This is a genomic window from Pseudomonas protegens, assembly GCF_003363755.1.
Classification (GTDB): domain Bacteria; phylum Pseudomonadota; class Gammaproteobacteria; order Pseudomonadales; family Pseudomonadaceae; genus Aquipseudomonas; species Aquipseudomonas danubii.
This window is the reverse complement of record NZ_CP031396.1, coordinates 447,416-470,404: the sequence shown is the minus strand read 5'-3', so window position 1 is coordinate 470,404 and position 22,989 is coordinate 447,416. Positions and strand designations below refer to the sequence as shown.

Annotated in this window: 24 protein-coding genes; 7 read left to right on the top strand and 17 right to left on the bottom strand. The window is 59.3% G+C overall.

Translation table 11 applies throughout. The annotated features are described in order from the left end of the window. Positions 1 to 61: 61 nt before the first annotated feature. On the bottom strand, positions 62 to 850 hold the full coding sequence (locus DWF74_RS01950; RefSeq protein ID WP_115580173.1) for an SDR family NAD(P)-dependent oxidoreductase: 789 nt from the start codon (positions 848 to 850) through the stop codon (positions 62 to 64). A gap of 54 nt (positions 851 to 904) precedes the next feature. Then, positions 905 to 2,005 (bottom strand): alkene reductase, encoded by a 1,101-nt coding sequence (locus tag DWF74_RS01945; RefSeq protein WP_115580172.1) that lies wholly within the window; start codon positions 2,003 to 2,005, stop codon positions 905 to 907. A 149-nt stretch (positions 2,006 to 2,154) separates the two neighbouring features. On the opposite strand from DWF74_RS01945, the gene DWF74_RS01940 reads away from it, so the two are divergent. Continuing rightward, on the top strand, positions 2,155 to 2,742 hold the full coding sequence (locus tag DWF74_RS01940; RefSeq protein ID WP_180988380.1) for a TetR/AcrR family transcriptional regulator: 588 nt from the start codon (positions 2,155 to 2,157) through the stop codon (positions 2,740 to 2,742). Positions 2,743 to 2,864: 122 nt separating this feature from the next. Here DWF74_RS01940 and DWF74_RS01935 read toward each other — a convergent pair whose 3' ends face one another. The 3 genes from DWF74_RS01935 to DWF74_RS01925 are packed head-to-tail and all read right to left on the bottom strand — an operon-like array spanning position 2,865 to position 4,388. Continuing rightward, entirely contained in the window at positions 2,865 to 3,296 is a 432-nt protein-coding gene (locus DWF74_RS01935; protein ID WP_115580171.1) for a carboxymuconolactone decarboxylase family protein, read from the bottom strand. A 28-nt stretch (positions 3,297 to 3,324) separates the two neighbouring features. After that, positions 3,325 to 3,945, bottom strand: coding sequence for an FMN-dependent NADH-azoreductase (locus DWF74_RS01930; protein ID WP_115580170.1), 621 nt, complete (start codon positions 3,943 to 3,945; stop codon positions 3,325 to 3,327). Further along, positions 3,942 to 4,388 (bottom strand): GNAT family N-acetyltransferase, encoded by a 447-nt coding sequence (locus DWF74_RS01925; RefSeq protein ID WP_115580169.1) that lies wholly within the window; start codon positions 4,386 to 4,388, stop codon positions 3,942 to 3,944. The genes DWF74_RS01930 and DWF74_RS01925 overlap by 4 nt, the downstream gene beginning before the upstream one ends. 87 nt (positions 4,389 to 4,475) lie before the next feature. On the opposite strand from DWF74_RS01925, the gene DWF74_RS01920 reads away from it, so the two are divergent. After that, on the top strand, positions 4,476 to 5,879 hold the full coding sequence (locus DWF74_RS01920; RefSeq protein WP_115580168.1) for a PLP-dependent aminotransferase family protein: 1,404 nt from the start codon (positions 4,476 to 4,478) through the stop codon (positions 5,877 to 5,879). Positions 5,880 to 6,140: 261 nt separating this feature from the next. Then, positions 6,141 to 6,590 carry a GNAT family N-acetyltransferase gene (locus DWF74_RS01915; protein ID WP_115580167.1) on the top strand — a complete coding sequence of 150 codons (450 nt, stop codon included), beginning with the start codon at positions 6,141 to 6,143 and terminating at the stop codon, positions 6,588 to 6,590. Between the two features lie 22 nt (positions 6,591 to 6,612). Here DWF74_RS01915 and DWF74_RS01910 read toward each other — a convergent pair whose 3' ends face one another. The 3 genes from DWF74_RS01910 to DWF74_RS01900 all read right to left on the bottom strand — a co-directional run bounded on the left by DWF74_RS01910 (position 6,613) and on the right by DWF74_RS01900 (position 8,744). Then, a complete protein-coding gene (locus DWF74_RS01910) occupies positions 6,613 to 7,395 on the bottom strand; it encodes a hypothetical protein (RefSeq protein ID WP_240322007.1) in 783 nt (260 codons plus the stop codon). A gap of 15 nt (positions 7,396 to 7,410) precedes the next feature. Next, positions 7,411 to 7,833, bottom strand: a complete 423-nt coding sequence (locus DWF74_RS01905; protein WP_102863384.1) for a hypothetical protein — start codon at positions 7,831 to 7,833, stop codon at positions 7,411 to 7,413. 125 nt (positions 7,834 to 7,958) lie between these two features. Continuing rightward, entirely contained in the window at positions 7,959 to 8,744 is a 786-nt protein-coding gene (locus tag DWF74_RS01900; protein ID WP_102863385.1) for a response regulator transcription factor, read from the bottom strand. 138 nt (positions 8,745 to 8,882) lie between these two features. Between DWF74_RS01900 and DWF74_RS01895 the strand changes: the two genes are divergently transcribed. Together DWF74_RS01895 and DWF74_RS01890 are read left to right on the top strand one after the other, a co-directional pair. Then, the gene (locus DWF74_RS01895) at positions 8,883 to 9,986 is read left to right on the top strand and encodes a polyamine ABC transporter substrate-binding protein (RefSeq protein ID WP_102863386.1); all 1,104 of its coding nucleotides are present in this window, start codon (positions 8,883 to 8,885) and stop codon (positions 9,984 to 9,986) included. Between the two features lie 166 nt (positions 9,987 to 10,152). Further along, positions 10,153 to 11,346 (top strand): contractile injection system protein, VgrG/Pvc8 family, encoded by a 1,194-nt coding sequence (locus DWF74_RS01890; RefSeq protein ID WP_115580165.1) that lies wholly within the window; start codon positions 10,153 to 10,155, stop codon positions 11,344 to 11,346. Between the two features lie 105 nt (positions 11,347 to 11,451). Here DWF74_RS01890 and DWF74_RS01885 read toward each other — a convergent pair whose 3' ends face one another. The 9 genes from DWF74_RS01885 to DWF74_RS01850 all read right to left on the bottom strand — a co-directional run bounded on the left by DWF74_RS01885 (position 11,452) and on the right by DWF74_RS01850 (position 20,804). After that, positions 11,452 to 12,732 carry an MFS transporter gene (locus tag DWF74_RS01885; RefSeq protein WP_115580164.1) on the bottom strand — a complete coding sequence of 427 codons (1,281 nt, stop codon included), beginning with the start codon at positions 12,730 to 12,732 and terminating at the stop codon, positions 11,452 to 11,454. Next, positions 12,729 to 15,173, bottom strand: coding sequence for a lantibiotic dehydratase (locus DWF74_RS01880; protein WP_115580163.1), 2,445 nt, complete (start codon positions 15,171 to 15,173; stop codon positions 12,729 to 12,731). The genes DWF74_RS01885 and DWF74_RS01880 overlap by 4 nt, the downstream gene beginning before the upstream one ends. A 3-nt stretch (positions 15,174 to 15,176) precedes the next feature. Beyond that, positions 15,177 to 15,980: a hypothetical protein gene (locus tag DWF74_RS01875; RefSeq protein WP_102863390.1), complete on the bottom strand. Its 804-nt coding sequence runs from the start codon at positions 15,978 to 15,980 to the stop codon at positions 15,177 to 15,179. Then, positions 15,970 to 16,884 carry a DUF692 domain-containing protein gene (locus tag DWF74_RS01870; protein ID WP_115580162.1) on the bottom strand — a complete coding sequence of 305 codons (915 nt, stop codon included), beginning with the start codon at positions 16,882 to 16,884 and terminating at the stop codon, positions 15,970 to 15,972. The genes DWF74_RS01875 and DWF74_RS01870 overlap by 11 nt, the downstream gene beginning before the upstream one ends. A gap of 63 nt (positions 16,885 to 16,947) precedes the next feature. Then, complete coding sequence (gene tglA, locus DWF74_RS30320) at positions 16,948 to 17,106, bottom strand: 3-thiaglutamate biosynthesis pearlin carrier peptide TglA (RefSeq protein WP_162884043.1); 159 nt, start codon at positions 17,104 to 17,106, stop codon at positions 16,948 to 16,950. A gap of 10 nt (positions 17,107 to 17,116) precedes the next feature. Then, entirely contained in the window at positions 17,117 to 18,190 is a 1,074-nt protein-coding gene (locus tag DWF74_RS01865; RefSeq protein ID WP_115582402.1) for a M50 family metallopeptidase, read from the bottom strand. A 68-nt stretch (positions 18,191 to 18,258) separates the two neighbouring features. Further along, positions 18,259 to 19,071, bottom strand: coding sequence for a class I SAM-dependent methyltransferase (locus tag DWF74_RS01860; RefSeq protein WP_240322006.1), 813 nt, complete (start codon positions 19,069 to 19,071; stop codon positions 18,259 to 18,261). Positions 19,072 to 19,189: 118 nt separating this feature from the next. Beyond that, positions 19,190 to 19,936, bottom strand: coding sequence for a methyltransferase domain-containing protein (locus tag DWF74_RS01855; protein ID WP_102863393.1), 747 nt, complete (start codon positions 19,934 to 19,936; stop codon positions 19,190 to 19,192). A 355-nt stretch (positions 19,937 to 20,291) separates the two neighbouring features. Then, the gene (locus DWF74_RS01850) at positions 20,292 to 20,804 is read right to left on the bottom strand and encodes a hypothetical protein (protein ID WP_240322090.1); all 513 of its coding nucleotides are present in this window, start codon (positions 20,802 to 20,804) and stop codon (positions 20,292 to 20,294) included. A gap of 107 nt (positions 20,805 to 20,911) precedes the next feature. On the opposite strand from DWF74_RS01850, the gene DWF74_RS01845 reads away from it, so the two are divergent. Both DWF74_RS01845 and DWF74_RS01840 read left to right on the top strand, forming a co-directional pair. Beyond that, complete coding sequence (locus tag DWF74_RS01845; RefSeq protein WP_115582401.1) at positions 20,912 to 21,274, top strand: hypothetical protein; 363 nt, start codon at positions 20,912 to 20,914, stop codon at positions 21,272 to 21,274. A gap of 316 nt (positions 21,275 to 21,590) precedes the next feature. After that, positions 21,591 to 22,892, top strand: coding sequence for an amidase (locus DWF74_RS01840; protein WP_205413472.1), 1,302 nt, complete (start codon positions 21,591 to 21,593; stop codon positions 22,890 to 22,892). Positions 22,893 to 22,989: the final 97 nt, after the last annotated feature.

The following is a 22,989-nucleotide window of genomic DNA, read 5'->3' as shown; positions in this document are numbered from 1 at the left end:
GCGGAGCGGATTCGTCGCAGTGCCTGCCGCGAATCCGCCGCGAATGCTCGCTATCTGACGATCATTGTTGGGCCTGGTAACGCTGGGCAACCTCGGATTGACGGATCTGCCCCAGCAGGGCCTGACGCGCGTTCTGCAGGTCATCCCAGCGTTCGGCCTGTTGCAGCGGCGGGATGGTCACCGGTTCGCGCCGATCGAAACCGACCAGGGCGGCATCCACCAGATCGCCGACTTCCATGATGTCGCTCAGGGTGTTGATGTCGACGCCGGAGCGGTCCCAGATCTCCGTGCGGGTCGCCGCCGGCAGCACGGCCTGCACGTACACGCCCCGGGGCGCCAGCTCCAGGCTCAGGCCTTGGGACAGGAACAGCACGAAAGCCTTGGTCGCGCCATACACCGTCATGCCGAATTCCGGCGCCAGGCCCACCACCGAACCGATGTTGATGATCGCGCCATCGCCGGCCTTGGCCAGACGCGGGGTAATGGCACTGGCCAGGCGCACCAGCGCGGTGGTGTTGAGGGCGACCAGTTGCGCAACGCTGTCGGTGCTTTGTTCGACGAAGCTGCCGGACAGGGCGGCGCCGGCATTATTGATGAGGATGCCGATGCGGGCGTCGTCGCGCAGGCGGACTTCAACGGTGGTCAGATCGCTGAGTTGGGTCAAATCCGCTTTCATCACCTCGACGGCGACCTCGTGCTCGCTGCGCAATTGGGCGGCCAGTGCGTCCAGGCGCGCCTGATCGCGGGCGACCAGCACCAGGTCGTGGCCGCGTTGTGCAAAGCGCTCGGCGTAGGTGGCGCCAATGCCGCTGGAGGCACCGGTGATGAGAACGGTAGGGCGAGTGTTCATGGGGGTATCTCTCTTTCAGGAAAGGGACAGACAGCTGGTGTGAGCGGGTAGGGCTCAGTTGGCGCGGGCGCCCGACTCGGCCAAGGTCGGGTAGTCGATATAGCCCGTCGCGCCGCCGCCATAGAGCGTGGCGGGATTGAAGGCGGACAGCGGCGCACCGCTTTGCAGGCGCTCCACAAGATCCGGGTTAGCAATGAACGGGCGACCGAAGGCGATCAGATCGGCCTGGTCTTCGGCGAGCCGCGAGGTCGCCAGCTCCAGGTCATAGCCGTTGTTGGCGATGTAGGTGTTTTTGAAGCGCTGGCGCAGGGCGGCGAAATCCAATGGCGCCACGTCACGCGGGCCACCGGTCGCACCTTCGACCATGTGCAGGTAAACCACGCCGAGGGCGTCGAGTTGATCGACGAGGTAATCGAATTGCGCCTGCGCATTGCTGCTGGAGACACCGTTGGCCGGCGACACTGGCGACAAGCGCACCCCGGTGCGATCTGCGCCGATTTCATTGATCACGGCTGCGGTGACTTCGAGCAACAGGCGCGCACGGTTTTCAATCGAGCCGCCGTAAGCATCGGTGCGCACGTTGGCACTGTCCTTGAGGAACTGATCCAGCAAGTAGCCGTTCGCGCCGTGAATTTCCACGCCGTCGAAGCCGGCGGCAATGGCGTTTGCCGCGGCCTGGCGGAAATCGGCGACTATCCCCGGCAGTTCGCTGATGTCCAGTGCGCGCGGCTCGCTGGCGTCTTCAAAGCGGTTGTTGACGAACACCTGGGTGGCCGCGCGCAACGCGGAAGGGGCCACGGGGGCGGCGCCGTTTTCTTGCAGGTCAACGTGGGATACGCGGCCGACATGCCACAGTTGCGCGAAGATCTTTGCGCCCTTGGCGTGCACGGCGTCGGTCACGGTGCGCCAGCCCTCAATCTGCGCCTGGGTGTAGATCCCGGGGGTGTCCTGATAGCCCTGGCCCTGTTGGGAAATCTGCGTGGCTTCGCTGATCAGCAAGCCGGCGCTAGCGCGTTGGCTGTAATAGGTGGCGGCGAATTCGCTGGGAACAGAGCCTGCGCCGGCGCGGTTGCGGGTCAGTGGCGCGAGGACGATGCGGTTCGACAGCGCGAGGGCGCCGAGGGTGTAAGGGGTGAACAGGTTCTGATCGGTCATCTGGTGTCTCTTGCGTGCCCGTGGGTGGAGGTCGGTGGTGCGTGCAATTAGGATGATGATCGAAATCTAAGCTGTCAACGATTTTGATTATGATCGACATCTATGTATGATCGGGCCCATGATTTTCCGATGTATAGGAGGTATTGCAGGTGAGAGTGAGCAAGGCTCAGGCGCAGGCCAATCGAGAGCACATCGTTGAAACGGCCTCAGAGTTGTTCCGTGAGCGCGGCTTCGACGGTGTGGGGGTGTCGGACCTCATGGCGGCGGCCGGTTTCACCCATGGAGGTTTCTACAAGCATTTCGGTTCGAAGGCCGACCTCATGGCCGAGGCCTCGGCCTGCAGCCTTGCCAAGTCGCTGGCTGGCCTGCAAGCGCTCGATGTGCCTGGCTTCATCGACGTCTATGTGACCCGAGAACACCGCGACGAACGTGGCGGCGGTTGCACCATGGCCGCATTGGGTGGCGATGCGGCACGTCAATCGGATGATGTGAAAGCGAGGTTTGCCGAAGGGATCGAGCACACCCTGAAAACCCTGGGGGACAAATACCCGACCCGGCCGGATGCCGCACCGGGTGAGGGCAGGCAGAAAATGATCGACCTGCTGTCGCGTGCGGTCGGTGCAATTATTTTGTCCCGTGCCTGCCCGGATGATTCGGCGCTGGCGGATGAGATTCTTGAGGTGTGCCGCGCTGAGATGTTTGCTTCGTTGCCGGTTGATAAAGACCAGCCGGCGTGAAGGGCGACGATTCAAGCCGACAGTGGTGTGGCGCACCAGCACCCGCAGCAGCCCCGGCGGTGGACGCACCCGCGCGAACGGTTAACGGCTGAATCATTGAGGCTGCTGGGCTCTGCTTGCTCTTAGAGCTTCATGCCCACTGCCAGCCGGTTAAAGGCATTCATCAAGGACACGGCCAAGGTCAGGTCGGAAACCTCGACCTCGCTAAAGTGCGCTTTCAGCGGTTCGTACAGTGCGTCCGGCGCGCCCTTGTCGTGGACGTAGGTGAGGGTTTCGGCCCAGTCCAGGGCGGCGCGTTCGCGCTCGTTGAACAGTTCGCTGACGCGCCAGCCGGCGAGGCAATCCAGTTTGTCCTGGGCGACGCCACATTCACGCAGGGTCTGTGAGTGCTTGCCCAGGCAGAACGAGCAGCCGTTGATCTGCGACACGCGCAAATACACCAGCTCCAGCAAGGGCAGGCCCAGGGGGCTGGCGGCCAGGGCGGTGTTGGTGGCGAGCAGGCCTTGATAGGCGGCCGGCGACAAAGTGGCAAAGGGCAGTCTGAGTTGGCTCATGGTGAAACTCCGATATGGAAAAAAGTGATCAGGCACAAACGAGGGGGTTGAACAGGGGCTGCAAGGACAGTGCGCTGCGGGCCTCGTCGAGGGTTGCGCGCACCGCTTCGTCACCGAACACCAAGCCCTGCAGATAAGTGAGCTGCAGGTCGAACAGACCCAGGGTGTTCAGCACCTGGCGCAGGTAAGGCGTGAGAAAGTCCGGTTGGCGTGCCCGCGGGCCTTGGTGAAAGCCGCCGGAACTCACCAGCACATGCACCGGGCGGTCCTTGAGCAGGCCGACCTTGCCCTCCGGGCCGGAGCTGAAGGTGCGGTGAATGCGCAGCACATAGTCGATCCACAGCTTGAGCGCCGCCGGCAGGGTGAAGTTGTGCATGGGCGTGGCAATCAGCAGCACATCGCAGCGCTCCAACTCACGAATCAGCCCTTCGGACACCTCGAACAACGGCGCGTCGAAGGGCGTGGCGCTGGTCAGGGCGTGGGCGTAGTCCAGGCCTAGCGGTGGCAACGGCTGCGCCCCCAGATCGCGCTCGACCAGTTCGAGCTGCGGATAGCGTTGGCGCAGGGAGCTCAGCAGCTCCAGTGCCAGCCGGTGCCCCTGGGAAACCTGGCCATGGGGGCTGGCGTTGATCAACAGGACAGTGTTCATGCCGGCTCCCCACCGCGAAGCCGCAGGGTGAAGTGCATGCCGCGGGCCAGCAACCCCTGGCGGAAATAGAAGCGCTGGGCCAGAGGCATATGCAGGCCGGTATCCAGCACGAAGTGATCGCATTGACGCTGCGCGGCCTCATCCCGCACGGCGCTCAACAGCCGCGCTCCCAGGCCGCTGCGCTGCAGCTCCGGGCTCACCACCAGGTCATCGACGTAGATGAAGCGTCCGTAGAGCAGGTTTTCCAGCTCGCGGTAACCGGCCAGGCCGACGATGCGCTCGGCGTTCCACGCGGCGAGCAAGCGGTAGCCCTGTTCGGTTTGCCGGGCCAGTTGGGCGACATAGGCCGCCGGGTGGGTGAGGTGCGGGCGCAAGACACGCATCACGTCGAAACTGGCCGCCAGGGCCGCCTCGCTATCGAGGTGTTGAAGGGTGTAGGGCATGTCCGTCATCCGCTGCAAAGAGATGGCCCACTGTAGAAGGCCAATGGCTTAAGCTACAGGGCCAAAAAATGCATAAATGACTAGGCCATGATCCTTCCTTTCGAATTGGACCGCAGCCAGACGGCGCCGATCTATCGCCAGCTGTACCAGCGGTTTCGCGAGTCCATCGCCGATGGCCGCCTGCGTCCGGGAGACCGCGTGCCGGCGGTTCGCGCCTTGGCGGCGGAGCTGAACCTGGCGCGGGGCACCGTGGAAGCCGCCTATCAACTGCTGATAGGCGAGGGCTACCTGATTGCTCGCGGGGCCGCCGGGACCATTGTCACCCCGCAACTGGCGCCGATTTCCGCGCCCGTGCAACGCGCCCCGGTGGCTGCAACGACCCACCAAGCCACCCATGCCGGCATGTCGCCCCTGGCACTGCAAATGGGCCTGCCAGCGCTGGACGCCTTTCCGCGCAAACTCTGGACCCGCCTGGCGGGCCGGCAACTGCGCCAGGCGGGCGTCGAAGGCCTGGTCTACCCGGACGCTCGCGGCTACGCCCCGTTGCGGGCGGCCATTGCCTCCTACCTGGGGATTTCCCGGGGCATCACCTGCCACCCGGAGCAGATTTTCGTCTGCGCCGGCTACCGCGCCTGCCTCGACCTGATCAGCCACACCCTGATGCGTCCAGGCGCCACCTGCTGGCTGGAGGAGCCCGGCTACTTCATGGCCAGGAACGCACTGCTGGAAGCCGGCGCGCAGTTGGTGCCGGTGCCCGTGGACGATCAGGGCCTGGACGTCGCCCAAGGCATCGCCCGCGCCCCAGAGGCCGGCTTTGCCGTGGTCACCCCGACCCACCAGAGCCCGCTGGGGGTGTCGCTGTCCCTGCCACGGCGCCTGGCCCTGCTGGACTGGGCTAACCGCCAAGGCAGCTGGATCATCGAGGACGATTACGACAGCGAATACCGCTACCAGGGCAAGCCCTTGCCGGCCCTCAAGAGCCTCGACCAGCAGGGCCGCGTGCTCTACACCGGCACCTTCAGCAAAGTCCTGTTTCCAGGGCTGCGCCTGGCCTACCTGGTGGTGCCCGCCGAACAGACCCCAGCGTTCGCCCGTCAGGCGGATCGTCTGCACAATCACTGCCCGCACCTGCTTCAAGCGACCGTCACCGCCTTCCTCAACGAGGGTCACTTCGCACGGCATCTAAATAAAATGCGCGGCCTCTACGCGCGACGCCGTCAATGGCTGATCGATGCGTTGCATCAACAGTTTGGCGAGGGTTTACAGATAAACCCTCAAGCAGGCGGCATGCACTTGGTCGCCGGTCTTGGGCAAGGAAATGATGTCGAGTTCGCCCAGCGCGCCCGGGCGGTGGGCATCGCGGTTGAGCCGCTGTCACAGTGGTACCTGGAGGCCCAGTCCAGGCAGGGTCTGGGGATGGGCTTCACTAACGTTGCCAGTGCCGAACAGGCATCGACGCTGGCGCTGCGCTTGGCGCAAGTCATCCAGTGAAGAAGGAAACTGATTGTTACTGGCGCGAAATGGCCCGCAGCAAGGTTTGAGTCGCAACAGTCCCGCCGGGACCACTTCGCGATGGAGCACTTTTTTCTGAGCTTGAAAAGGGAACGCATGTGGCGGCGTGGTTATGCCGACCCTGCCGAAGCAGGCAGCGACATCGCTGAACGAGGTGTCTGTTTGCCGCGGCGTTGCTGCGTATCGCAAGGTTGGGTGTTCTGGTATAGAAACACTCCACTCAAGCCAAGGACGACGACTGTGCAGATACGCAAGATGACTCACGAAGACCTGCCGAGCGCCACTGCCCTTTGCCTGGAAGCGTTCATGCTGGCAGTTGCGCCTTCGCTCTCAGCGCAGGGCGTGGAAACCTTCGCCAAGGTAGCGGCGCAGAAGGCGTTTGCCGAACGAATGGCGAGTGACAACCTGATGCTGGTTTGTGTCGCAGAGGGAACCCTGGTCGGACTGATCGAACTCAAGGAAGGGCGCCATGTGGCGATGCTGTTCGTTGCGCCGCTGTGGCAGCGTCGCGGCGTTGGCAAACGCTTGGTGAGCGCAGCTCTGGAGCAGGCCAGAGCCGATGTGGTAACCGTCAGAGCGTCTCTGTCCTCAGTGGCCGCTTACGAAGGTTACGGTTTTGCCTTGGCTGGGGAGGAGGGTGAGTTTGCCGGGCTGATCTATCAGCCGATGGAGAAGCGGCTGAGCCTGTGAATCCACACCCTTTCTCCAGGCGTCATTCCACGTAGCGCAGCCACAGGTGTGTCCGCTCGCGGATCGCCTGGACGACCGCTGAAGTCACCGCTTGCCGGTTCTCTTCAGGGGTGTTGTAGAGCGCACAAAAATCCTTCGCCACGGCGTTGGCGACGTGCAGGTCGGCAGGCGCTGCACGCAGGAAACCGAGGTAAGACGCGCCAACCCCGATCAATTCATAACCGTGGGCCTGAGCAAAATGGCGCGCTAGCGCATAGTTTTGCGCGGGGCCCAGGTCGCAACTGAAATAGCCGTTGGGAAACGCAGCCAGTGCCTGGCAGGCATGCTCGACCGGAACCAGGAGCGCCGAGAGAGGCTGGTCGAGCAGTGAAACCGGGTTGTCCTGATAGTCCATCCATTCCTGCAGGGCGGGCTGGTCAAGGGTCAGGCCGTGGGCGCAAGCCTCTTCGAACGAGCTGCCGGCCACCAGCTTGGTGAAGTTGCGCAAGCAGATCGGGAACTCGGCTTTGGTGGTGGAATAGCCCAGGTATTCGCCCTGTTCGAAGCATTCGGCAGGTAACTGGGCAATGTCCTGTTCCGAGGCCTCATCCAGCCCCAGGTTGTTGCGTGCATGCCCGCAGGTGTAGCGGGCCTGGGGCAGGTCATCCAGCGAGAGCAGGGGCCTGAAGCCCGGGTGCTTGTCGGCGATCTGGCGGTAGGCGTCGATCAGCTCATCCAGGCTGGAAATGCCGCTCAGGCTGTACTCATCGCAGGTGCCGGCAGCGGGGTTGCCAGGCATTGCGTTACCGCGAAATTGGATATCCATCGAAGGGCTACCTGTTCACTGTTGATGTTCAGACGAATGATTCAGCTTTCTGCGCGCCAGTGCACCCCCTGCCAGTACCGCCGGCATGATGGCCAGGCAGCAGCTGATATGCACCCAGCTTATTTGGCTCAAGGAGAAGATCCCCACGGGAATGCCCCAGACCAGCAGGATGATGACCCCGACCCAGAGGGCGGGACGCAAGGAGCGGGTCGCGTGGGTCCGGGTGCTGACAAATCCCCCCAGCCCTGCCATGAGGGCCCAGCTCAGCACCGTCAGCCATTGAACGCTATGCAGGCTGACCAGTTGATTGTGCTGTTGTTTCCAACCCGGTTCGCCAAGGGCAACGAACCCAGGCGGGAGAAACTGTGAAATCACCAGCCCGAAAACAGGCAGCACCAGGGCGCAGGAGAGCAGGCCGAAGAGAATGGCTTTAAACATGGGGTGTTCGACATCCGTGTTGAGAGGGGCTTGGAGGGTGTTGCTGATGGAATGCGGGGTTATCCAGGCGATGCAGTGGTTTGCTTACGGTTTGCCGGCAGGGATCGTCATCGAAGTCGATAGCGTCAAGAGAGAACATCCTGTTTTGGCATGAAGAATCGGGCGAAGAGTTCGGATTGCGACTTGATGTTCAGCTTGGCGTAAATGTTGCGACGGTGAACCTTTATCGTCTCTGCCGAGAGGGAAAGTTTGCCAGCGATCTCCTTGTTGGAAAAGCCACTGAGCAACAGCCTGAGTACATCGCTCTCGCGGGTGGTTATTTGTGTGCCCAGCTGGCTAATGGTTTCGGGCCATTGCGGCGGGGCGCTGAGGTTTTTCTCGACATCCGTTTCAAAGCACATGCGCTGATGCATCAACGCAGTGACCCACGGCTTGATCAGATCCAGCATCGTGATCTGTTCTTGATTGAAGTGCACGCCGCTGCCAATGGAGATGCACAGGGTTCTGTCGGCATCGAGCTGGATGTTGTATTGCACTTCATCGACAGAAATGTATTGCGCAAAGTACTTGTGGTAGTACTCGGTTTCCCGAAAGTACTCCGGTGCAATATCCAGCAGGTGAAAGAATCCGCTCTGCGGGTTTTCTCGATTGGCGATATAAAAGGGGTCCAGCAGATATAGCCCCTTTACATACAGGTGAATAAACGCATCCACTTCTTCCACATCGGCTACTTCGGGAAGACTGACCACTTGTACTTGTTGATTGCTGAAGATCAGCACGACCCAGTTATCGATCTGCACATATTCATTGAGTGTGCGAATAAGCGAACTCCAGAAGTCTGGACGGTTCAGCTGCATGATCAGTTTTCCAATCGAGCGGTGCCAAGCCAGGCTATGCAGGTCGAGTGGCATTTTCTACCCCTTTAGGGTTAGGTAATCGTGGGTCAAGGGTAAGTAATCGTAGGTATTTACTATTGCCCAAGGCTCGGTATATTCGCCTTCAAGGTTTACGACAGCCATGAGGGCACGTCGTCTAGACAGGGATGTTGCATGAGAAAATCACCTTTGCGAACCGTTTTTTCGGTCGCGTTGCTCTGCGCCGGAATCAGTACATCCGCAGGTGCAGTAGAGCCAGGGATGTACCTGTACAACTGGTTCGGGCTGCTGGCTCCGGAAACGCCAAAAGAGTTCGAACAGGCCACGGGCACCCGAATTCACATGGATGCCTTCGACAGTGCCGAGATCATGCAGAGCAAGGTCATGGCCGGTCGCACCGGCTACGACGTGGTGGTGGCGACCTCCAATGTGTTGCCCAGCCTGATCGAAGCGGGGGTGCTGCAGCCGCTGGACCCTGCCCAGCTGAGTAACCTGTCCCACGTCGATCCGGCCATCCTGGCCCAACTGGCGGTCAACGACCCAGGCAATCGCTACGCTGTGCCTTATTTGTGGGGCACCACCGGCATTGGCTATGACGTGGATAAAGTCAAAGCGGCATTGGGTGATCATGCGCCGGTCGATAGTTGGGACTTGATCTTCAAGGAAGAGAACATCAGCAAGCTCAAGTCTTGCGGTGTGGCCATGCTGGATTCGCCCAGCGAGATCATTTCGATTGCCTTGAATTACCTTGGGCTCCCCAGCAATAGCAAGAACCCGGATGATTACCAGAAGGCTCAGGAACTGCTGTTGAAGATCCGGCCTTATATCGTTTATTTCGACTCTTCCAAAATCGACGCTGACTTGGCGGGCGGCAACATTTGTGTCGTGGTGGGCTGGGCCAATGGTGCCCTGGCGGCGCAGGCTGCCAACGAGAGCGCCAACACCGGACGCACGATCAGCTACAGCCTGCCTCGCGAAGGTGCGTTGGTCTGGTCGGAAAACCTGGTGCTGCTCAAAGACGCGCCTCACCCAAAAGAAGGCCTGGCGTTTATCAACTACATGATGCGTCCGGAAGTGATTGCCAAAACGTCAAATCACACGCTGTATCCTAATGCCAATAAGGATGCCACCGAGTTTGTCCAGCAGAAGTTGCGCGATAACCCATGGATATATCCAGACAAGGCAACCGTCGCAACACTGGTTCCGCTTGAACCGCTGCCATTGAAGTTGGAGCGCATCCGGACGCGGGTCTGGACTAAGGTGAAGAGCAGTATCTGATCGGGTTTGACTCTTCCTCTCCTGCGCCATGCACGTTTCATAGCGAGTGCGGGCTCATTATTTAAAACATTCGTTGAAATGTATTCGTCATGCGGGAAATTAACTTTCCCGCCTGGCGGTATGCGCCTGTGTCCATTCAATACCTGATCCAAGAGGAGCACAGTGGATGTTCAGCCCAGCCAATCAAACGCACTTCTGTTTGACCATCGACGGTTTTGCGCATGAGGTTCAAGTGCTCGCATTCACCGGGGAAGAGGCGATCAGCAAGCCTTACTTTTTCAAGGTGGAGTGTGTGAGTGAACGACCCGACCTAGAACTGCAAAGCCTGGTCGACAGGGAGGCCTTCCTGGCTTTCGATGGCCACGGCCATGGCATTCACGGGCGCATCTATCACATCGCCCAATGTGCGGACACCCAGTGCTACAACCTGGCCCTGGTTCCGCACCTGTCCTACTTGCGCCACCGCACCAACCAGAGGATCTATCAGCAGTTTTCGGTGCCGGCCATCGTTGCCCTGATTCTCGAAGAACACGGGATTCTGGGCGATGCCTACCGCTTCGAGTTGGGCTCGACCTACCCCGAGCGTGATTGCTGTACCCAGTTTGGTGAAACGGATTTGCACTTCATCCAGCGCTTGTGTGAGGAGGAGGGGATTCACTTTCACTTCCAGCACAGTGCTCAAGGTCATGTGCTGGTGTTTGGCGATCATCAGGCGGTGTTTCCCAGGATCGAGCAAGCCACGGCTGTCGCCCCCGAGGGCGACAGCCGGGCCACCGAGCGACTGATCAAGCCCGCCAGGCAGCTCACCCCGCAGGCCGGCGAGCACCGCCGCGCGGCCTACCGTCCGCTTGAAAGCCAAGGTCAGCAAACCGGGCTAGCCAGTGGTCATGTTGTGGAAGTCCCCGGCCCGCCGGGCCAAGAGCGCCATGAGCCATGGCTACTGACTCGGGTCATCCATGAAGGCAGACAGCCACAGGTATTGAATGAATCCGCCAGTGGCGACCCGGCTGACGATGACCGGTATCCGGGTTACTGCAATCGCTTCATGCTTGTGCCGGGGGATGCGCTCTATCGTCCGCCTTTGGCTCACGAGAAACCGCAGGTGCCCAGCCAGACTGCGCTGGTTATCGCCATGGAAGATGAAGCGCTGCGCACTGATGGACGCTGCGCGAGGCTCAAGGTCAAGTTTCCCTGGGATCGGGAAGGTCGGTTTGACGACAAAAGCAGCTGTTGGCTAGGGGGCGCTGCCAATTGGCAGTGTGAATTGACGCCACTGCGGACGGGCGTGGAAGTCAGGGTCACCTTTCTTGAAAGCGACCCCGATCAACCGTTGATCAGCGGTTGCCTGTGCTGTCAGTGATTCGATGCTGAGCCTGCCTTGCTCGCTCATACGCAGCGCAACTGACGGGTTTTTGCGGCGGCTTGACGGACCTGTGGTCAACGAAGACGAGCTGGCCGCCAGCGTTTACCGCGCCGTCGCTGTTTTCAGTTGCCACGGTTTGAAACTCAGCCACAGCAACACCCCAGGTACTTGCAAGGCAATCATCACGCCCAGCGACCACTGGTAAGCCTCCACCGGATGCCCTTGTCCATTGGCCGGCCACAGGTTCAGGATCTCTCCCATCAACCATTGCAAGGCGAACGCCAGCACGAACACCACCAGGTTGAACGACGAACTGACCCGCCCGGCCAGTTCAGGCGATACCGACTGAGCTACGATCGCGTAGTTCATGGTGGTGGAGGTGCCGAAGAAGCTGAACCCCATGGCAATCAGCAGCGGCGACACCGGCAGTCCGCTGATCATCAGCGATTGAAACACGATGAAGATCGCAACCCCGGCGCCGCACACCATGATCGGCTGCACACCAAAGCGGCGCAGGTAGTCGGTGATCGAGCCGAAGGCCAGCGAACCTGCCACCATCGCCACGGTGCCCCAGAGCAAGGTATTGGCCATGCTCGACTCGCTGAGCTGGGCGACATCGCGCAGCCACGGCCCCATCCACAGCGACAGCACCGACATGTAGATCGCATGGGCAAACACCGAGTACAACGCCAGTCGCCAGAATACCCACGAGGAGTAAAGTGTCCCCACGGCCTTGGACATTTCGGCCAGAGTGGTGTGCTTGGGTTTGTAGGTGCGCGGCACGCTCAGGTGAATGACCACGCTGACGAACAGAGTCAACAGCGCCAGAATCAAGAACGCTTCACGCCATGAGATCCACTTGAGCAGTTCATGCAGCGGCGTGGTGGACGCCATGGCGCCCAGGCCGCCTACCGACAACAGGCACGCCGTACTCAGCGGCAGGCGCTCGACCGGCAGCCAGATGGTGCACGCCTTGATCGCACTCATCAGCGAACCGGCTACCCCCAGGCCGATCAGGCCGCGACCGATGATCAGACCCAGCTCGGTGTGGGAGAAGCTGAAAATCAGCGAGCCCAATACCGCGAACAACAGCATGGGGGCCTGCACGCTGCGCGGACCGTAGCGGTCGAGCATGACGCCGAGCGGAATCTGCGCCGCGGCGAAGGTCAGAAAGTACACGCCGGTCAGCAGGCCCATGCTGCTGGCGGGCAGGTGCAGTTCCTGCTCCAGGTCCACATAGATCAAAGCGTTGACCGTGCGAAACAGGTACGAGACGAAATGGCCGAGGCCAAAGGGAATGAAAATGGTCAAAAACAGGTACACAAAGGTGTGCTTAATTTCCTGGTCGGCCTTGGCGCAAGAGGCTGTATTTTCTTTACTCATGTCGCAAGAGCCTCGCATGGGGAAAAGGTTGTGCGTATTTCACAGCAGAAACGCCCTCGTGCCTCTTCAAGCCAAAGTTCATCGGGGCACGGTCGCATTTCCGAGAACTTGACGTGGCCTGCGTTCTTCAGCGCATTGCTGATGCCGTCGAAGGACAAAGGGTTGTCGAAGTCGAGGAACAGCGGTTTGGGTTCGGTATCGATCTTGACGAAGGCATAGCGGGGCAAACCGTGAGCGCCAGCCCAGGCACGCCATTGCAGGGTGTGTTCTAGCTCGTCGATCGAGCCCTTCGGTTCCGGCAGGCGATCGCGGGAAAATAGCCAGGAAGCGCGCTTGTAGAGGGTCCGGCCCAACCAGATACGGCGGTGATCGTGTTTGGCCACGGCGCTGCCGGCCAGGGCGAAGCCCAGCCGATGCAAGGGCGTGGAGTACACGCACAGCAAGTCTTCGCTGAACTGACCCAGGGCGTCGACCACTTGCAGACGACCGTTCACCCGCAGCACTTTTGCCCTGCCAGCGGCAAACTGCTGGTGCGCTGCGACACAACCGCCGCCAGACGGCAGCACCAATTGCAGGTAGGAGGGCTGCAGTGGCCAGTCGATGTGGGAGCGCTGATAGCTCTCGGGCGAGTCAGCCAGTACCAGGCGAGGGCGTTGGAAAATCGCCTCCACCTGTTGGTTTATCTGCGTATTGAAGGGGCCGAACGGGGCGGCAACGGGCTGGCTCAGCGTATGAACTGCCGGGTGCACTTCACCGACGATGATTTCGTAGTCGCCGCGATTGAAAGCCTCGACCGAGGCGCTGGAGAGCAGGATATCCGGAGAGTGAAAGTCGCTGCCGAACACCTCGAAGCCTTCGACATCCAGACGGCTGTTCAGCAGGCTGATCAGGCGCTCGACGTCCGCAGCACACAGACGCACTTCGGCGTGCTCCGGGAAGTCCTGCAGCAGTTGCGCCCAAGCGCTTTCCAGGCGCTGATCGAGGTCGCCGATGATGCGCGCCTCAAGTGCAGGTAACAGAGGGGCAAGGGTGTTGAGCAGGTCGAGAAAATCAACCGGTTTGCCGGGGTTGGCCACCTGGCGCTGCTCCCAGACCTCAATGAAGGCCTGATTGAGCTGGTGCGCGATGGCTTTGATCAGCCACTGATTGATACGCATCAGCGGCGCCAGTTCTTGGTTGACTTGGTCGAGCATGGCTTGCCCAAGGCTGATGTTCATGTTTCTCGAACAATCTTCGTACAGCGGGTAACGGCCGACATACATGGCGCCGGTTTCTCGGCTGAGGTCGACCCCGGCCTCGCCAAGCAGTTGGTTCAAGCGCTCCAGGCATTCGGTCCGACGCATCAGGTCGCCGTGGGCATAGTCATGGCGCAAGCCCTCCAGCGCTTCAAGGCGCGATTGCCAGAGCTGGTTGAACGGGTCGGATACCCCCGCGTTGGCCAAACAGCGTTGCAGCTGCACGATGGGGTGACGCTCACGGGGCGACATTTGCCAGCCCCGGCGCACGATACGTTTGCTCACCAGGTGCTCCAGCAGATCGCGCAATGTGCCAGCCGCGTCTTGCGGACAGTCGTTCAATATCCCCGCGTAAGTGGCGGCTCGATCCTGGTGCTCGCTGATGTACTGCAGTACCTGGGCGGTTTGCGGGTTGAGGCGCTGGCTTTTGCCAATCGGCATGAACAGGGTCTGTTCGTGCAGGTAGCAACCGGTATTGAGCTGCAAGGGCATACGGTCGGTGTCTGGGCATTGCTGGTTGATCTGTTCGACCAACCGCTGTACCACCCAATTCTCAAAGAAGGTGTGGCGATCCTTGATCCACGCCGTGTCATCCTGGGTCAGATGCACATTGGCTGTCTGCCGGGTATCGAACCGGCCCCAGGCCAAAGGTCCGAAAAAACTGGAGGTATCGTTCTTGGCGCAGAAACGTTGCGCGTAACTCCAGCCCAAGCGCAGCTTCTGCTTTTTGCGGGTGTCGTTCCTGCTGTGCCGATCCCTGATCAGCTCACGGATGCGTGTCAACGCCGACGGGTTGGAGATGAACAAGGCCTCGGCCACCGCATCGTCATCCAGGAAGTCGATCAGTCCTTGGCGGGCGCTTTCCAGATAGGCGTCATATTCCCGGGCGGCTTCTTCAGGCGCTGACGTTCGCGCGAGCAAAGCATTCCAGTGTTGCAACGCCTCACCGAGAGGTTCGCGCAGTACTTCTGGCAGATCGGTGGGTTGCAGGGCCTGGTTCTCGTTGAGTTTGCGGATGAATTTGCGGCAGGCCTGGGGCGAATGCGCGTTGGCCTTTTCAAGCAGCGTCGCCTTCAGCGTCTGCAAGGAGCGGAAGTCTTGCTCGAAGGCGCGGCACGCTGGCAGGTCGGCGAATCGGCCCAGATCCGTCAAGTGATGAATGGGGAAGCCGGTCGAGCGCAGCCAGAAGTACTGTGAGCTTTCCATGGTCTAGGCCGGCATCCTGATGGCGTTGAGTCGATGCAGCTTATCGAGCAGTGCCAAGTCCTCGCCGCTGGGTTGTGCGGCGCTGGAACCCAGTATCTGCATCAAGCTGACGAGTGACTGTGGTTGCTCCAGGCAGTGATAGAGGTACGCAGCGCGCGGGCTGATCAGGGTGAATTTGTGGCGCGCCTCAGGGGTGGGCAAATACACCAAGATGTGCTCGCAGGCTTCCTCCGGTCTGCTACGCCCGAGCAGGCTTTTATCACGCAACCAGTGCGACAGCGCATAGCGGCTCTGGTAAATGCGTGCACCGTCGGTGCGTTGATAAGTGCCCGGCACTGCGGCACTGGTTTCCACCAGCCCGATGTAGAGGCGCACAGATTCGCGCTCAAGGCCCATCAGGTCGCGAATCTGCGGGTAGTCGGCAAGTTCCTGGCGCTCGAGCAGAAAGCCCAATGCCGCGTCGCAATAGCCATACACTCTTGGCCCGTAGTCGAACCACTCTTGTTGGCGCAGGAATGCCTTGGACAGTGCCGGCAGGTCCAGGCCGATATTGAGCAGCGCGCGCAGCGTCAATGGCGCGCCGGTTTCCAGCGCATTGATAAAGGAATTGACCAAGCGGAACTGATAGTTTTCGACGAACCATTTCACTCGTTCAAACTGACTGCCATAGGCCTGCAGAATCACCCGCTCGTTATCAGGAAAGTGTTCCAGCCATTGAGTCGCGCCTTGAGCTTCGAACAACTGCTGCTGCAGTGTTTCATCGCGTAGCAGGCGTCGCCACAGCTTCCAGACCTGCTCAGCATCCATGCGTCAGCTCCTGTGCCGCTTTTGTGTAGTGATTCCAGATGTTCTGTGCGCGCCGCACATCGGTGACGATCATGTGTTCGTCGTTGGCGTCCATCACGCGAGTCAGTGCGTGGTGAGCCTGCCCCTGGTATTCGAGGATGATCGCCGAGGGTTGGCAGCGGGACATGAGTTCCTGGTACAGATCCCAAACAGGTTCGGGCACACACGAGTCATGCCAGTCGTGGTAGAGCCCCTCATGCCAGCTGCCACCTGCCAGATGCACAGAGATCACCTTGTCCAACGGCAAGGTGTCGAGGTAGTCGCGCAAGTCGAAGTCTTTCAGGTTCAAGTGGTTGGTGTAGATGTTGTGCAAGTCCAGATGCAAGAAGGTGCCGGACTGCTGCACGAGACGGGCCAGGAACTCGGCTTCGCGCATTTCTGCACCCGGGCATTGCAAGTAATAGGCGGCGTTTTCATGGGCCAGTGGCATCCCATAATGTGCCTGCAAAGCCTTCGCGCGTTCGGCGCAGCGCAGAACCTCTGCATTGGAAAACTGCAGCGGGCTGCTCCAGATATCCAGCCAGGAGTTGTCGCCATAAAAACAATGGTTGGCGACCCATGGGCTGTTGAGCATCTTGGCCAGGGGCACATGGCGTTGCACAGCGGCGGTTTCTTCAAGAGGGCTGAAACCAAAGTCGCAACCGTAGTTGGAATGCGCCAGCAAGGTGAATTTCTCAGACAGCCGATTGATCATCGCCTGGGCCGCGGGCTTGATGATCTGGGGGCCGTCCATAGGGGCCATGATGTTGTCGAGCAGTATTTCCAGCACATCGACTTCGATGTCCTCAAATGGAAACCAGTCGAGGATCTCGGGGTTGTACTGGATACCCACACCAATCGGTTCGGGCTTAACGAAGTGAGCCATGTGGTTGCCCAGTTTGAGGAAGGGAAGGCTTCCTCGACGTCAAGCCGAGGAAGCTCGGAGCGATCAGGCGAACACTTTGCTTTCGATGATTTCGATATCGTCGAGGTCGAACTCCTCGAACGGTGCATCGGTAAGGGCTTGCGGCGCGACGTCGGCCGGGGCGGTTGTGGTGGTGGCTTCATCCATGGCGGCAATAGCCGGAGTCACTGTAGGTTGAGTCATGACACTGTCCTTATGGGTGGTTGAAAAGGCGAATCAGGGTGGCTGCGATGAAGCTCCAGGCGATGACCCAGCCCAGGCAGGTCAACAGGAATGTGCCCCAGTAGAGCCTGCGCAATGCAGGGGAAAGGGTTTCCTGCGGCGCGCTGCGCCAATGGCGCTTCACATAGTTGAAAGCACGCTGGCGCAGGCGCGGTTGCCCCAGCACTTCGGTAATCGCCAGGTAGGTGTCGCCATTGAAGATGGGCAGCAGGGTGGGGATGAGGGAAATGCACGAAGCCACGATCATCACCACGAAAAGGGCGGGCAAAACCCCTTGGGTGTCACGGAACATCGCCCACAGGGCAATGCCCACTCCCGCATACAGAAGGCTGACCAAGGGGCCTGCCAGAATGGTGATCACCCGTTGGTTCAGCGGTAGCTGCGACCATTGTGTCTGCACCGGACGTACCCAACCGGTGGCGAGCAACAAGTAGATGCCGATCCCGAAATCGTTGACCTTGACCCCATAGTGACGACAGGCCATCGCATGCCCCAGTTCGTGAAGGGCGATGGAGGTCAGGATCACCGGGAAGTGCCAGAGCAGCCAGCGGTAACTCTGGATATAGGTGGCGCTGGCATCGGCCATGAAGCTGTCCAAGTGCGCGCCCAGGTACACGAAGCTCAACAGGGACAAGGCCAGCAGCGGCAAAATGAATGCCGCGCGGCAGCACCAGGGCGCCAACCGGTAAAGACGATCAAGCAATGGCTGCGGGTTGGTTTTAACCAGGTTAATCAGCAAATGCTCTTTCAGCGGGCCATAGGTTATGCCCGTGGCGGGATCGCGCAGGTCCTTTTTATGATCCGTTTGCTCGCTGCTCAGCAGTTTCAGGTTGAGCAGTTTGCGCTCGAACTGCGCAAGCTTCTCGGGGCTGACCTTGATTCGATGCTGCGCCAGGGCGGCGTCGACAATCTCTTGCAGGTTTCGCTGGCCATCGAAGAGCAAGGCAAGTGAGTACTCGGCCTGGCCCAGTTCAAAACCGATATCACTACGGGGGTCATAGAGGTTGTAGCGCCGGGTGACCGCGTCTGCTGGCGGTGGTGTCACGACCAGATCATCCCTGAAGCAGGAATGGACGCGGGCACTCGACTTTTCGAGGGCATAGGCCGAGGCACTCATGTGCGGGGTCGCATCGAGTGCAGGCTTGGCATGTAGGACTCCTGCAGTGCCTTGCGGCCCTGAGCCTTGATGCTTTCGAGGTGCTCGGTGGCAGGCTGGGCACAGGCTCGCCCCAGCACGAACACCGCCCCCGGTCGGGTCGGCCCGCACACGGGCTCATGGGTGGTCTGGATCGGCTCCCAACCATGCCGGTACATCAGGTGCTCGATACTGCTGGCACTCAAGTAGCGGCGATGGTTATGGGTTAGAAACCCTTGTTTGATGCCATAACCCAACGCGCGACCTTCAATCAGCAGCAATCCATCCTCGGCACTGGCCTGCCGGCAAAGCTGCATGACCTGGTGGACGTCATGCACATGCTCCAGCGAACCGTTGATGATGATCAGGTTGTAATCACCCGTGGGGCTCATGTGTTCGGCGCCCACCAGGTCGATGTCCAGGCCGATATTCTTGCCGTATTCGACGTAGGCCCGGTCAGGGTCATTGCCTCTGACTGTCCAGCCGCGCTTGGCAAAAGGAATCATCAGGCCGCCGGCGGAGCAACCGACGTCAAGCATTTTGCCTGTGGCGGGAAGCACATCTTGCAGGTGCTGATACAGGTGTTCGCCGCGGCGTACCTGGTCCAGAAAGAAGGCGCGCTCCGGCTCCGTATTGCCGAACAAACTCAGGCGGTAGAACTTGTCGTAGTAAGCGCTGTAGAAGGCTTCGTCGAAGCGGTATTGCTGGAAAATATGCCCACAATCCTGGCAGCCGAGCACTGGCAATGCCACCGCCTGGTCACCGGGGCCCTGGACACTTTCCAGCAACACCCGATGATCTTTGGAATTGCAAAGTTCACAATCCATTTTCTGCGCACGAAAGGTTTCAGGCATTTGCAATAGTTGCAAATACTGTTGTTCTATAGTTGTACTCACAATGAAGCTCCATTCACTTAATGCAGAAGAAGCCTTCAAAGCAAATATATTTGAAAATACTGGTTATATCCTTGAAGCCGGCGCGGGATAACATGTCGATATTGCCGGCCGTGGAAAAAGGCTCAAGGACACCTTTTAAACTTCTGGTCTTCGCCAGGATTTCATCGGCGTTATAACCTTGGTCGCGCTTATAATCTACATACAGGCTGCTGAGGATGTCTTGAAAGCGTGCGTCTGGGCCGCGTACTTTTTCAAACATGATAAAAGCACCGCCCCAGTTCAAGGTCTCGTAGATACGATCGAACAAGGCTTGGCGAATGCGCGGGTGCACGAACTGAATAGTGTAATAAGCAACTATCAGATCACTTTTTTCATAGGGAAAGGTCAGGATGTCGTCGGTAACGAAGCTGACGTTGTGCTGCGGCGACGCGCTCAAGAGCTCATTCGCCTTGCGCGTCATGGCCTCTTCCACATCAATGCCCACCCACTTCACCGAGGCGCAGTGGCGCTGTGCAAGTTGTCGAGTGAGGGTGCCGGTGGAACTACCCAGTTCGTAGCAGGTGCTATCGCTCTTTACAAAAAAGTCGCTGAGCGACAGCACGATGTTATGCCCGTCCTTATATTTAGGTACGGACTTCGAAACATGGGAGTCAAAGTGTTGCGGAGTACTGCCTCCGAAACTCCATGAGGCATTACTCGACTCTACGCCGTCACCGACGGTTTCGTAGAGAGTGGCAGGCGAGGTAATTAGGGAAGACATGTATGTCACATCCTTGTCCGATACCAATGGGGGTGTACTAGTACAACGAGAATCCTTTCTCTCGGACAGGAGAGTATCCAGTCTTAGTTAACGTGTCATCATTTTTTTTTGCGAACAATAAAGGTGCGATCGCACCAAAAAGGTGCGAGAAATCGCTGTTGAGAATAGTCCGCAGTAAACACCGATTGTTGATGTTCTCGGTACTTGAGGTTGCACTGTTCGAGGCGGTGGATCTTGCATCGCCTTGAAGGCGCATCAAGCCGCGAGGCAGAGGGCTCGGACCGCGCTCGACAGTGATTCGTTGTTTGACATCATCGGCCTGATTCCCGGTATCGATCTTGAGGCCAGGGCTTCTTCATGACTGTCTGGCAGCGTAGGTCTCGCCAGTCAGCAGCAGGACGCCTTCTTTTGAGCTGACGCGGGTGATGCTGTTGATCACGACATTAAGGCCGCTTGAATGCGGGAACAGCGACAACAACAACTCGAAATACAGGTAGTCCTGAACCAGGCGCGCCGCCAGATCGGGATGGTCTCGCAAGAGCGCCCTGAAGCTTGGGTAGCCCAGCTGTGCCAGCTGCGGAATGTCGACAAAACCCTGGTCGATATCGTCGGTTTTGCATTCGGCGGCAAAGGTGTCGGCGCAGTCAAGAAAGCATTGCGGCAGATCGCGGTGGTGGATGCGCAGTTCATAGGGCGTTGCTGGGATCGTCAGTGCCTCGCCGAAGCCCAGGCTGCGATAGCCGATGGTTTTTGGGTCGATGAGTTGATCGGCCGAGGTGAATTTCATGGGGATTGGCGTCTGATGGTCCACGTCGGCTGTGCCGGTTCTATTGGCCAGTTGTTCGGGAGTGAAGTGAGTGTCATCCATGATTTGCAATCGTCAGAGAAGCCGGGAAGGGACTGTACTGTGTCCGATGTATAGTGGCGAGCGGCAGTTAACGGATGCTGCGCCCATGACTGATCGGAATGATACGGATGTTTGATGAGCTGATCTTTACCTGTGAAATGCCTGCAAAAGATGATGCCTATGTCGGTGGCGGGGCCGGTCTGCCGACTGATCTGGCATGGCCCTGTTCGCCTGATGGCGTGCCGCTGACACACCTCATGGCCTTTCCTGGGCGTTGGTTTTCAGAGGCCTTGATTGATGGGGAGTATTGGGTTTCGGTTTTTATGCCTTATCAGCTGGGTGACGTGGCTCATTATGGGGGCGATCTGGATAGAGCGCTGCCTGAGCACAAAGGCGTGCTTTCGGATGGCATGGGGTATCTGTTTCTGGATGAGGATTTTTCAGAGAGGACAGGCGCGGGGATTGGTCGGTTCTTTTTGCAGTTGGGGTAGGGCGATAGGGCGCTATCGAAAGCGGAGGCCAGGCCAGCGATCTTCGCTGAAAGGGCGTTTGGCTGCGTAAACGGGCGTTGCTCGACCAATGCCAGTTGAGAGGCTTCTAGATAGACGGAGAGAGCCAATACTCTATACCTGGTCGGAGCCTAACCTAAGTGTCTGTGGCCCTGGCAGTTACCCGTCTGGATTCAGCTGTGTCGGTGCTTTGTCGTTTGGGGGCTAATCGCTTTCGGCCAGGAGCGGTCATTGGCGGACTTTGCCCCCCCTCGCCTGAAATTATGCGCTGCCATGATGCTATAGGCATGTAAATGTATTGGAGCAAACACAATTGCCTTTACCGTATTCATTACTACGTCATTCAGCTTCTGAACTTGCCAGATTGATTCAACGGCGCGAGCTCTCCTCCACATCCATTGTGTCCACCTACCTGGCACGTATCGAAGCGCTTAACCCATCACTCAACGCCTTGGTGCAGGTATGTGGCGAGGCTGCGTTGGCACGCGCCTGGGAGGCCGATCGTGCAGTTGCCCAAGGTGAGTATTGGGGAGCGCTGCATGGCGTCCCCTTCACCGTTAAAGACGTTATGGATACTCGCGGTGTGGTGTCAGCAGTCGGCTTGGTCGATCGGGCTCGATACGTACCCGAGCAGGACGCTGTAGTGGTTAGGCGCATGAAAGCTGCCGGCGCGATCTTGCTTGGCAAAAGCAATTGCCCACCCGGGGGCGGCGGGGGCGTCACTGATAACCCCGTATATGGTGCTACGCGTAATCCGCATTCTCTATCCCACAGCCCAGGAGGCAGCAGCGGTGGCGAAGCTGCTGCGATCGCCGCCGGCCTTTCACCATTGGGATTAGGCAGTGATTCCGGCGGTAGCTTGCGTGTGCCTGCGCATTTTTGCGGTATCAGTACGTTGAAACCCACCAGTGGCCGTGTACCCAACACCGGTGTATTCGATCATCTTGGCGGGCTCAGCGACTACCGCAGCCAGATTGGCCCAATGGCCCGACATGTCGAGGATCTGGCTTTGGTGCTGCAATTGATCGCCGGTGAGGACGGTCGGGACGCCGGCGTGATACCGATGCCGCTCTGCGCCATGAGTACTGTCGAACTACGCGGATTGCGAGTGGCTTGGTACGGCGAGGGCGGCATTGCACCTGTTGACGACATCACGCAGACGACTCTGCAGTCGGTGGCCGAGATATTGAAGGAGGCAGGTGCCGTGCTCTCTTCGGCGTTCCCAGAGGCATTGGCCAATTCCAGAGCCATTACCGAACGCTATTGGGCCATGAGCAAAGGCTCCGGGGCGGAGTTAGTACAGTTGTTGGCAGACTGGGATCAATTTCGCAGTGCAATGCTGGGGTTCATGGAGGGCTACGACATCATTCTCTGTCCTGTCGACGCCGCACCGGCGCCGTGCGTGGGAGAGGCACGGCCTACCCTATTCAGTCACACGTTGCCCTACAGTTTGGCAGGTTGGCCCAGCGTGGTAATTCGTGCCGGTACTAGCGATACGGGTTTGCCGGTGGGGGTGCAGATCGTCGCGCGACCTTGGCACGAGCATGTTGCTTTGGCTGCAGCAGTAGCAGTTGAGAAAGCGCTCCCATTCACGCTTTGAATCGCCACTGGTGATTGGTAAAAACCTGAGCCGAAAATGCACGCAGGTTTATTTTTATACATGAGCCGCTTCATATCACGGCCAAAAGCACCTGAAA

Bases quoted from the DNA above. Each gene is read 5' to 3' on its own strand.
- DWF74_RS01885 (WP_115580164.1), bottom strand. From the start codon at position 12,732: ATGAGTAAAGAAAATACAGCCTCTTGCGCCAAGGCCGACCAGGAAATT.
- DWF74_RS01850 (WP_240322090.1), bottom strand. From the start codon at position 20,804: ATGGATGACACTCACTTCACTCCCGAACAACTGGCCAATAGAACCGGC.
- DWF74_RS01935 (WP_115580171.1), bottom strand. From the start codon at position 3,296: ATGAGCCAACTCAGACTGCCCTTTGCCACTTTGTCGCCGGCCGCCTAT.
- DWF74_RS01950 (WP_115580173.1), bottom strand. From the start codon at position 850: ATGAACACTCGCCCTACCGTTCTCATCACCGGTGCCTCCAGCGGCATT.
- DWF74_RS01880 (WP_115580163.1), bottom strand. From the start codon at position 15,173: ATGGAAAGCTCACAGTACTTCTGGCTGCGCTCGACCGGCTTCCCCATT.
- DWF74_RS01855 (WP_102863393.1), bottom strand. From the start codon at position 19,936: ATGTCTTCCCTAATTACCTCGCCTGCCACTCTCTACGAAACCGTCGGT.
- DWF74_RS01910 (WP_240322007.1), bottom strand. From the start codon at position 7,395: ATGGATATCCAATTTCGCGGTAACGCAATGCCTGGCAACCCCGCTGCC.
- DWF74_RS01920 (WP_115580168.1), top strand. From the start codon at position 4,476: ATGATCCTTCCTTTCGAATTGGACCGCAGCCAGACGGCGCCGATCTAT.
- DWF74_RS01875 (WP_102863390.1), bottom strand. From the start codon at position 15,980: ATGGATGCTGAGCAGGTCTGGAAGCTGTGGCGACGCCTGCTACGCGAT.
- DWF74_RS01890 (WP_115580165.1), top strand. From the start codon at position 10,153: ATGTTCAGCCCAGCCAATCAAACGCACTTCTGTTTGACCATCGACGGT.
- DWF74_RS01900 (WP_102863385.1), bottom strand. From the start codon at position 8,744: ATGCCACTCGACCTGCATAGCCTGGCTTGGCACCGCTCGATTGGAAAA.
- DWF74_RS01845 (WP_115582401.1), top strand. From the start codon at position 20,912: ATGTTTGATGAGCTGATCTTTACCTGTGAAATGCCTGCAAAAGATGAT.
- DWF74_RS01905 (WP_102863384.1), bottom strand. From the start codon at position 7,833: ATGTTTAAAGCCATTCTCTTCGGCCTGCTCTCCTGCGCCCTGGTGCTG.
- DWF74_RS01930 (WP_115580170.1), bottom strand. From the start codon at position 3,945: ATGAACACTGTCCTGTTGATCAACGCCAGCCCCCATGGCCAGGTTTCC.
- tglA (WP_162884043.1), bottom strand. From the start codon at position 17,106: ATGACTCAACCTACAGTGACTCCGGCTATTGCCGCCATGGATGAAGCC.
- DWF74_RS01925 (WP_115580169.1), bottom strand. From the start codon at position 4,388: ATGCCCTACACCCTTCAACACCTCGATAGCGAGGCGGCCCTGGCGGCC.
- DWF74_RS01895 (WP_102863386.1), top strand. From the start codon at position 8,883: ATGAGAAAATCACCTTTGCGAACCGTTTTTTCGGTCGCGTTGCTCTGC.
- DWF74_RS01945 (WP_115580172.1), bottom strand. From the start codon at position 2,005: ATGACCGATCAGAACCTGTTCACCCCTTACACCCTCGGCGCCCTCGCG.
- DWF74_RS01870 (WP_115580162.1), bottom strand. From the start codon at position 16,884: ATGGCTCACTTCGTTAAGCCCGAACCGATTGGTGTGGGTATCCAGTAC.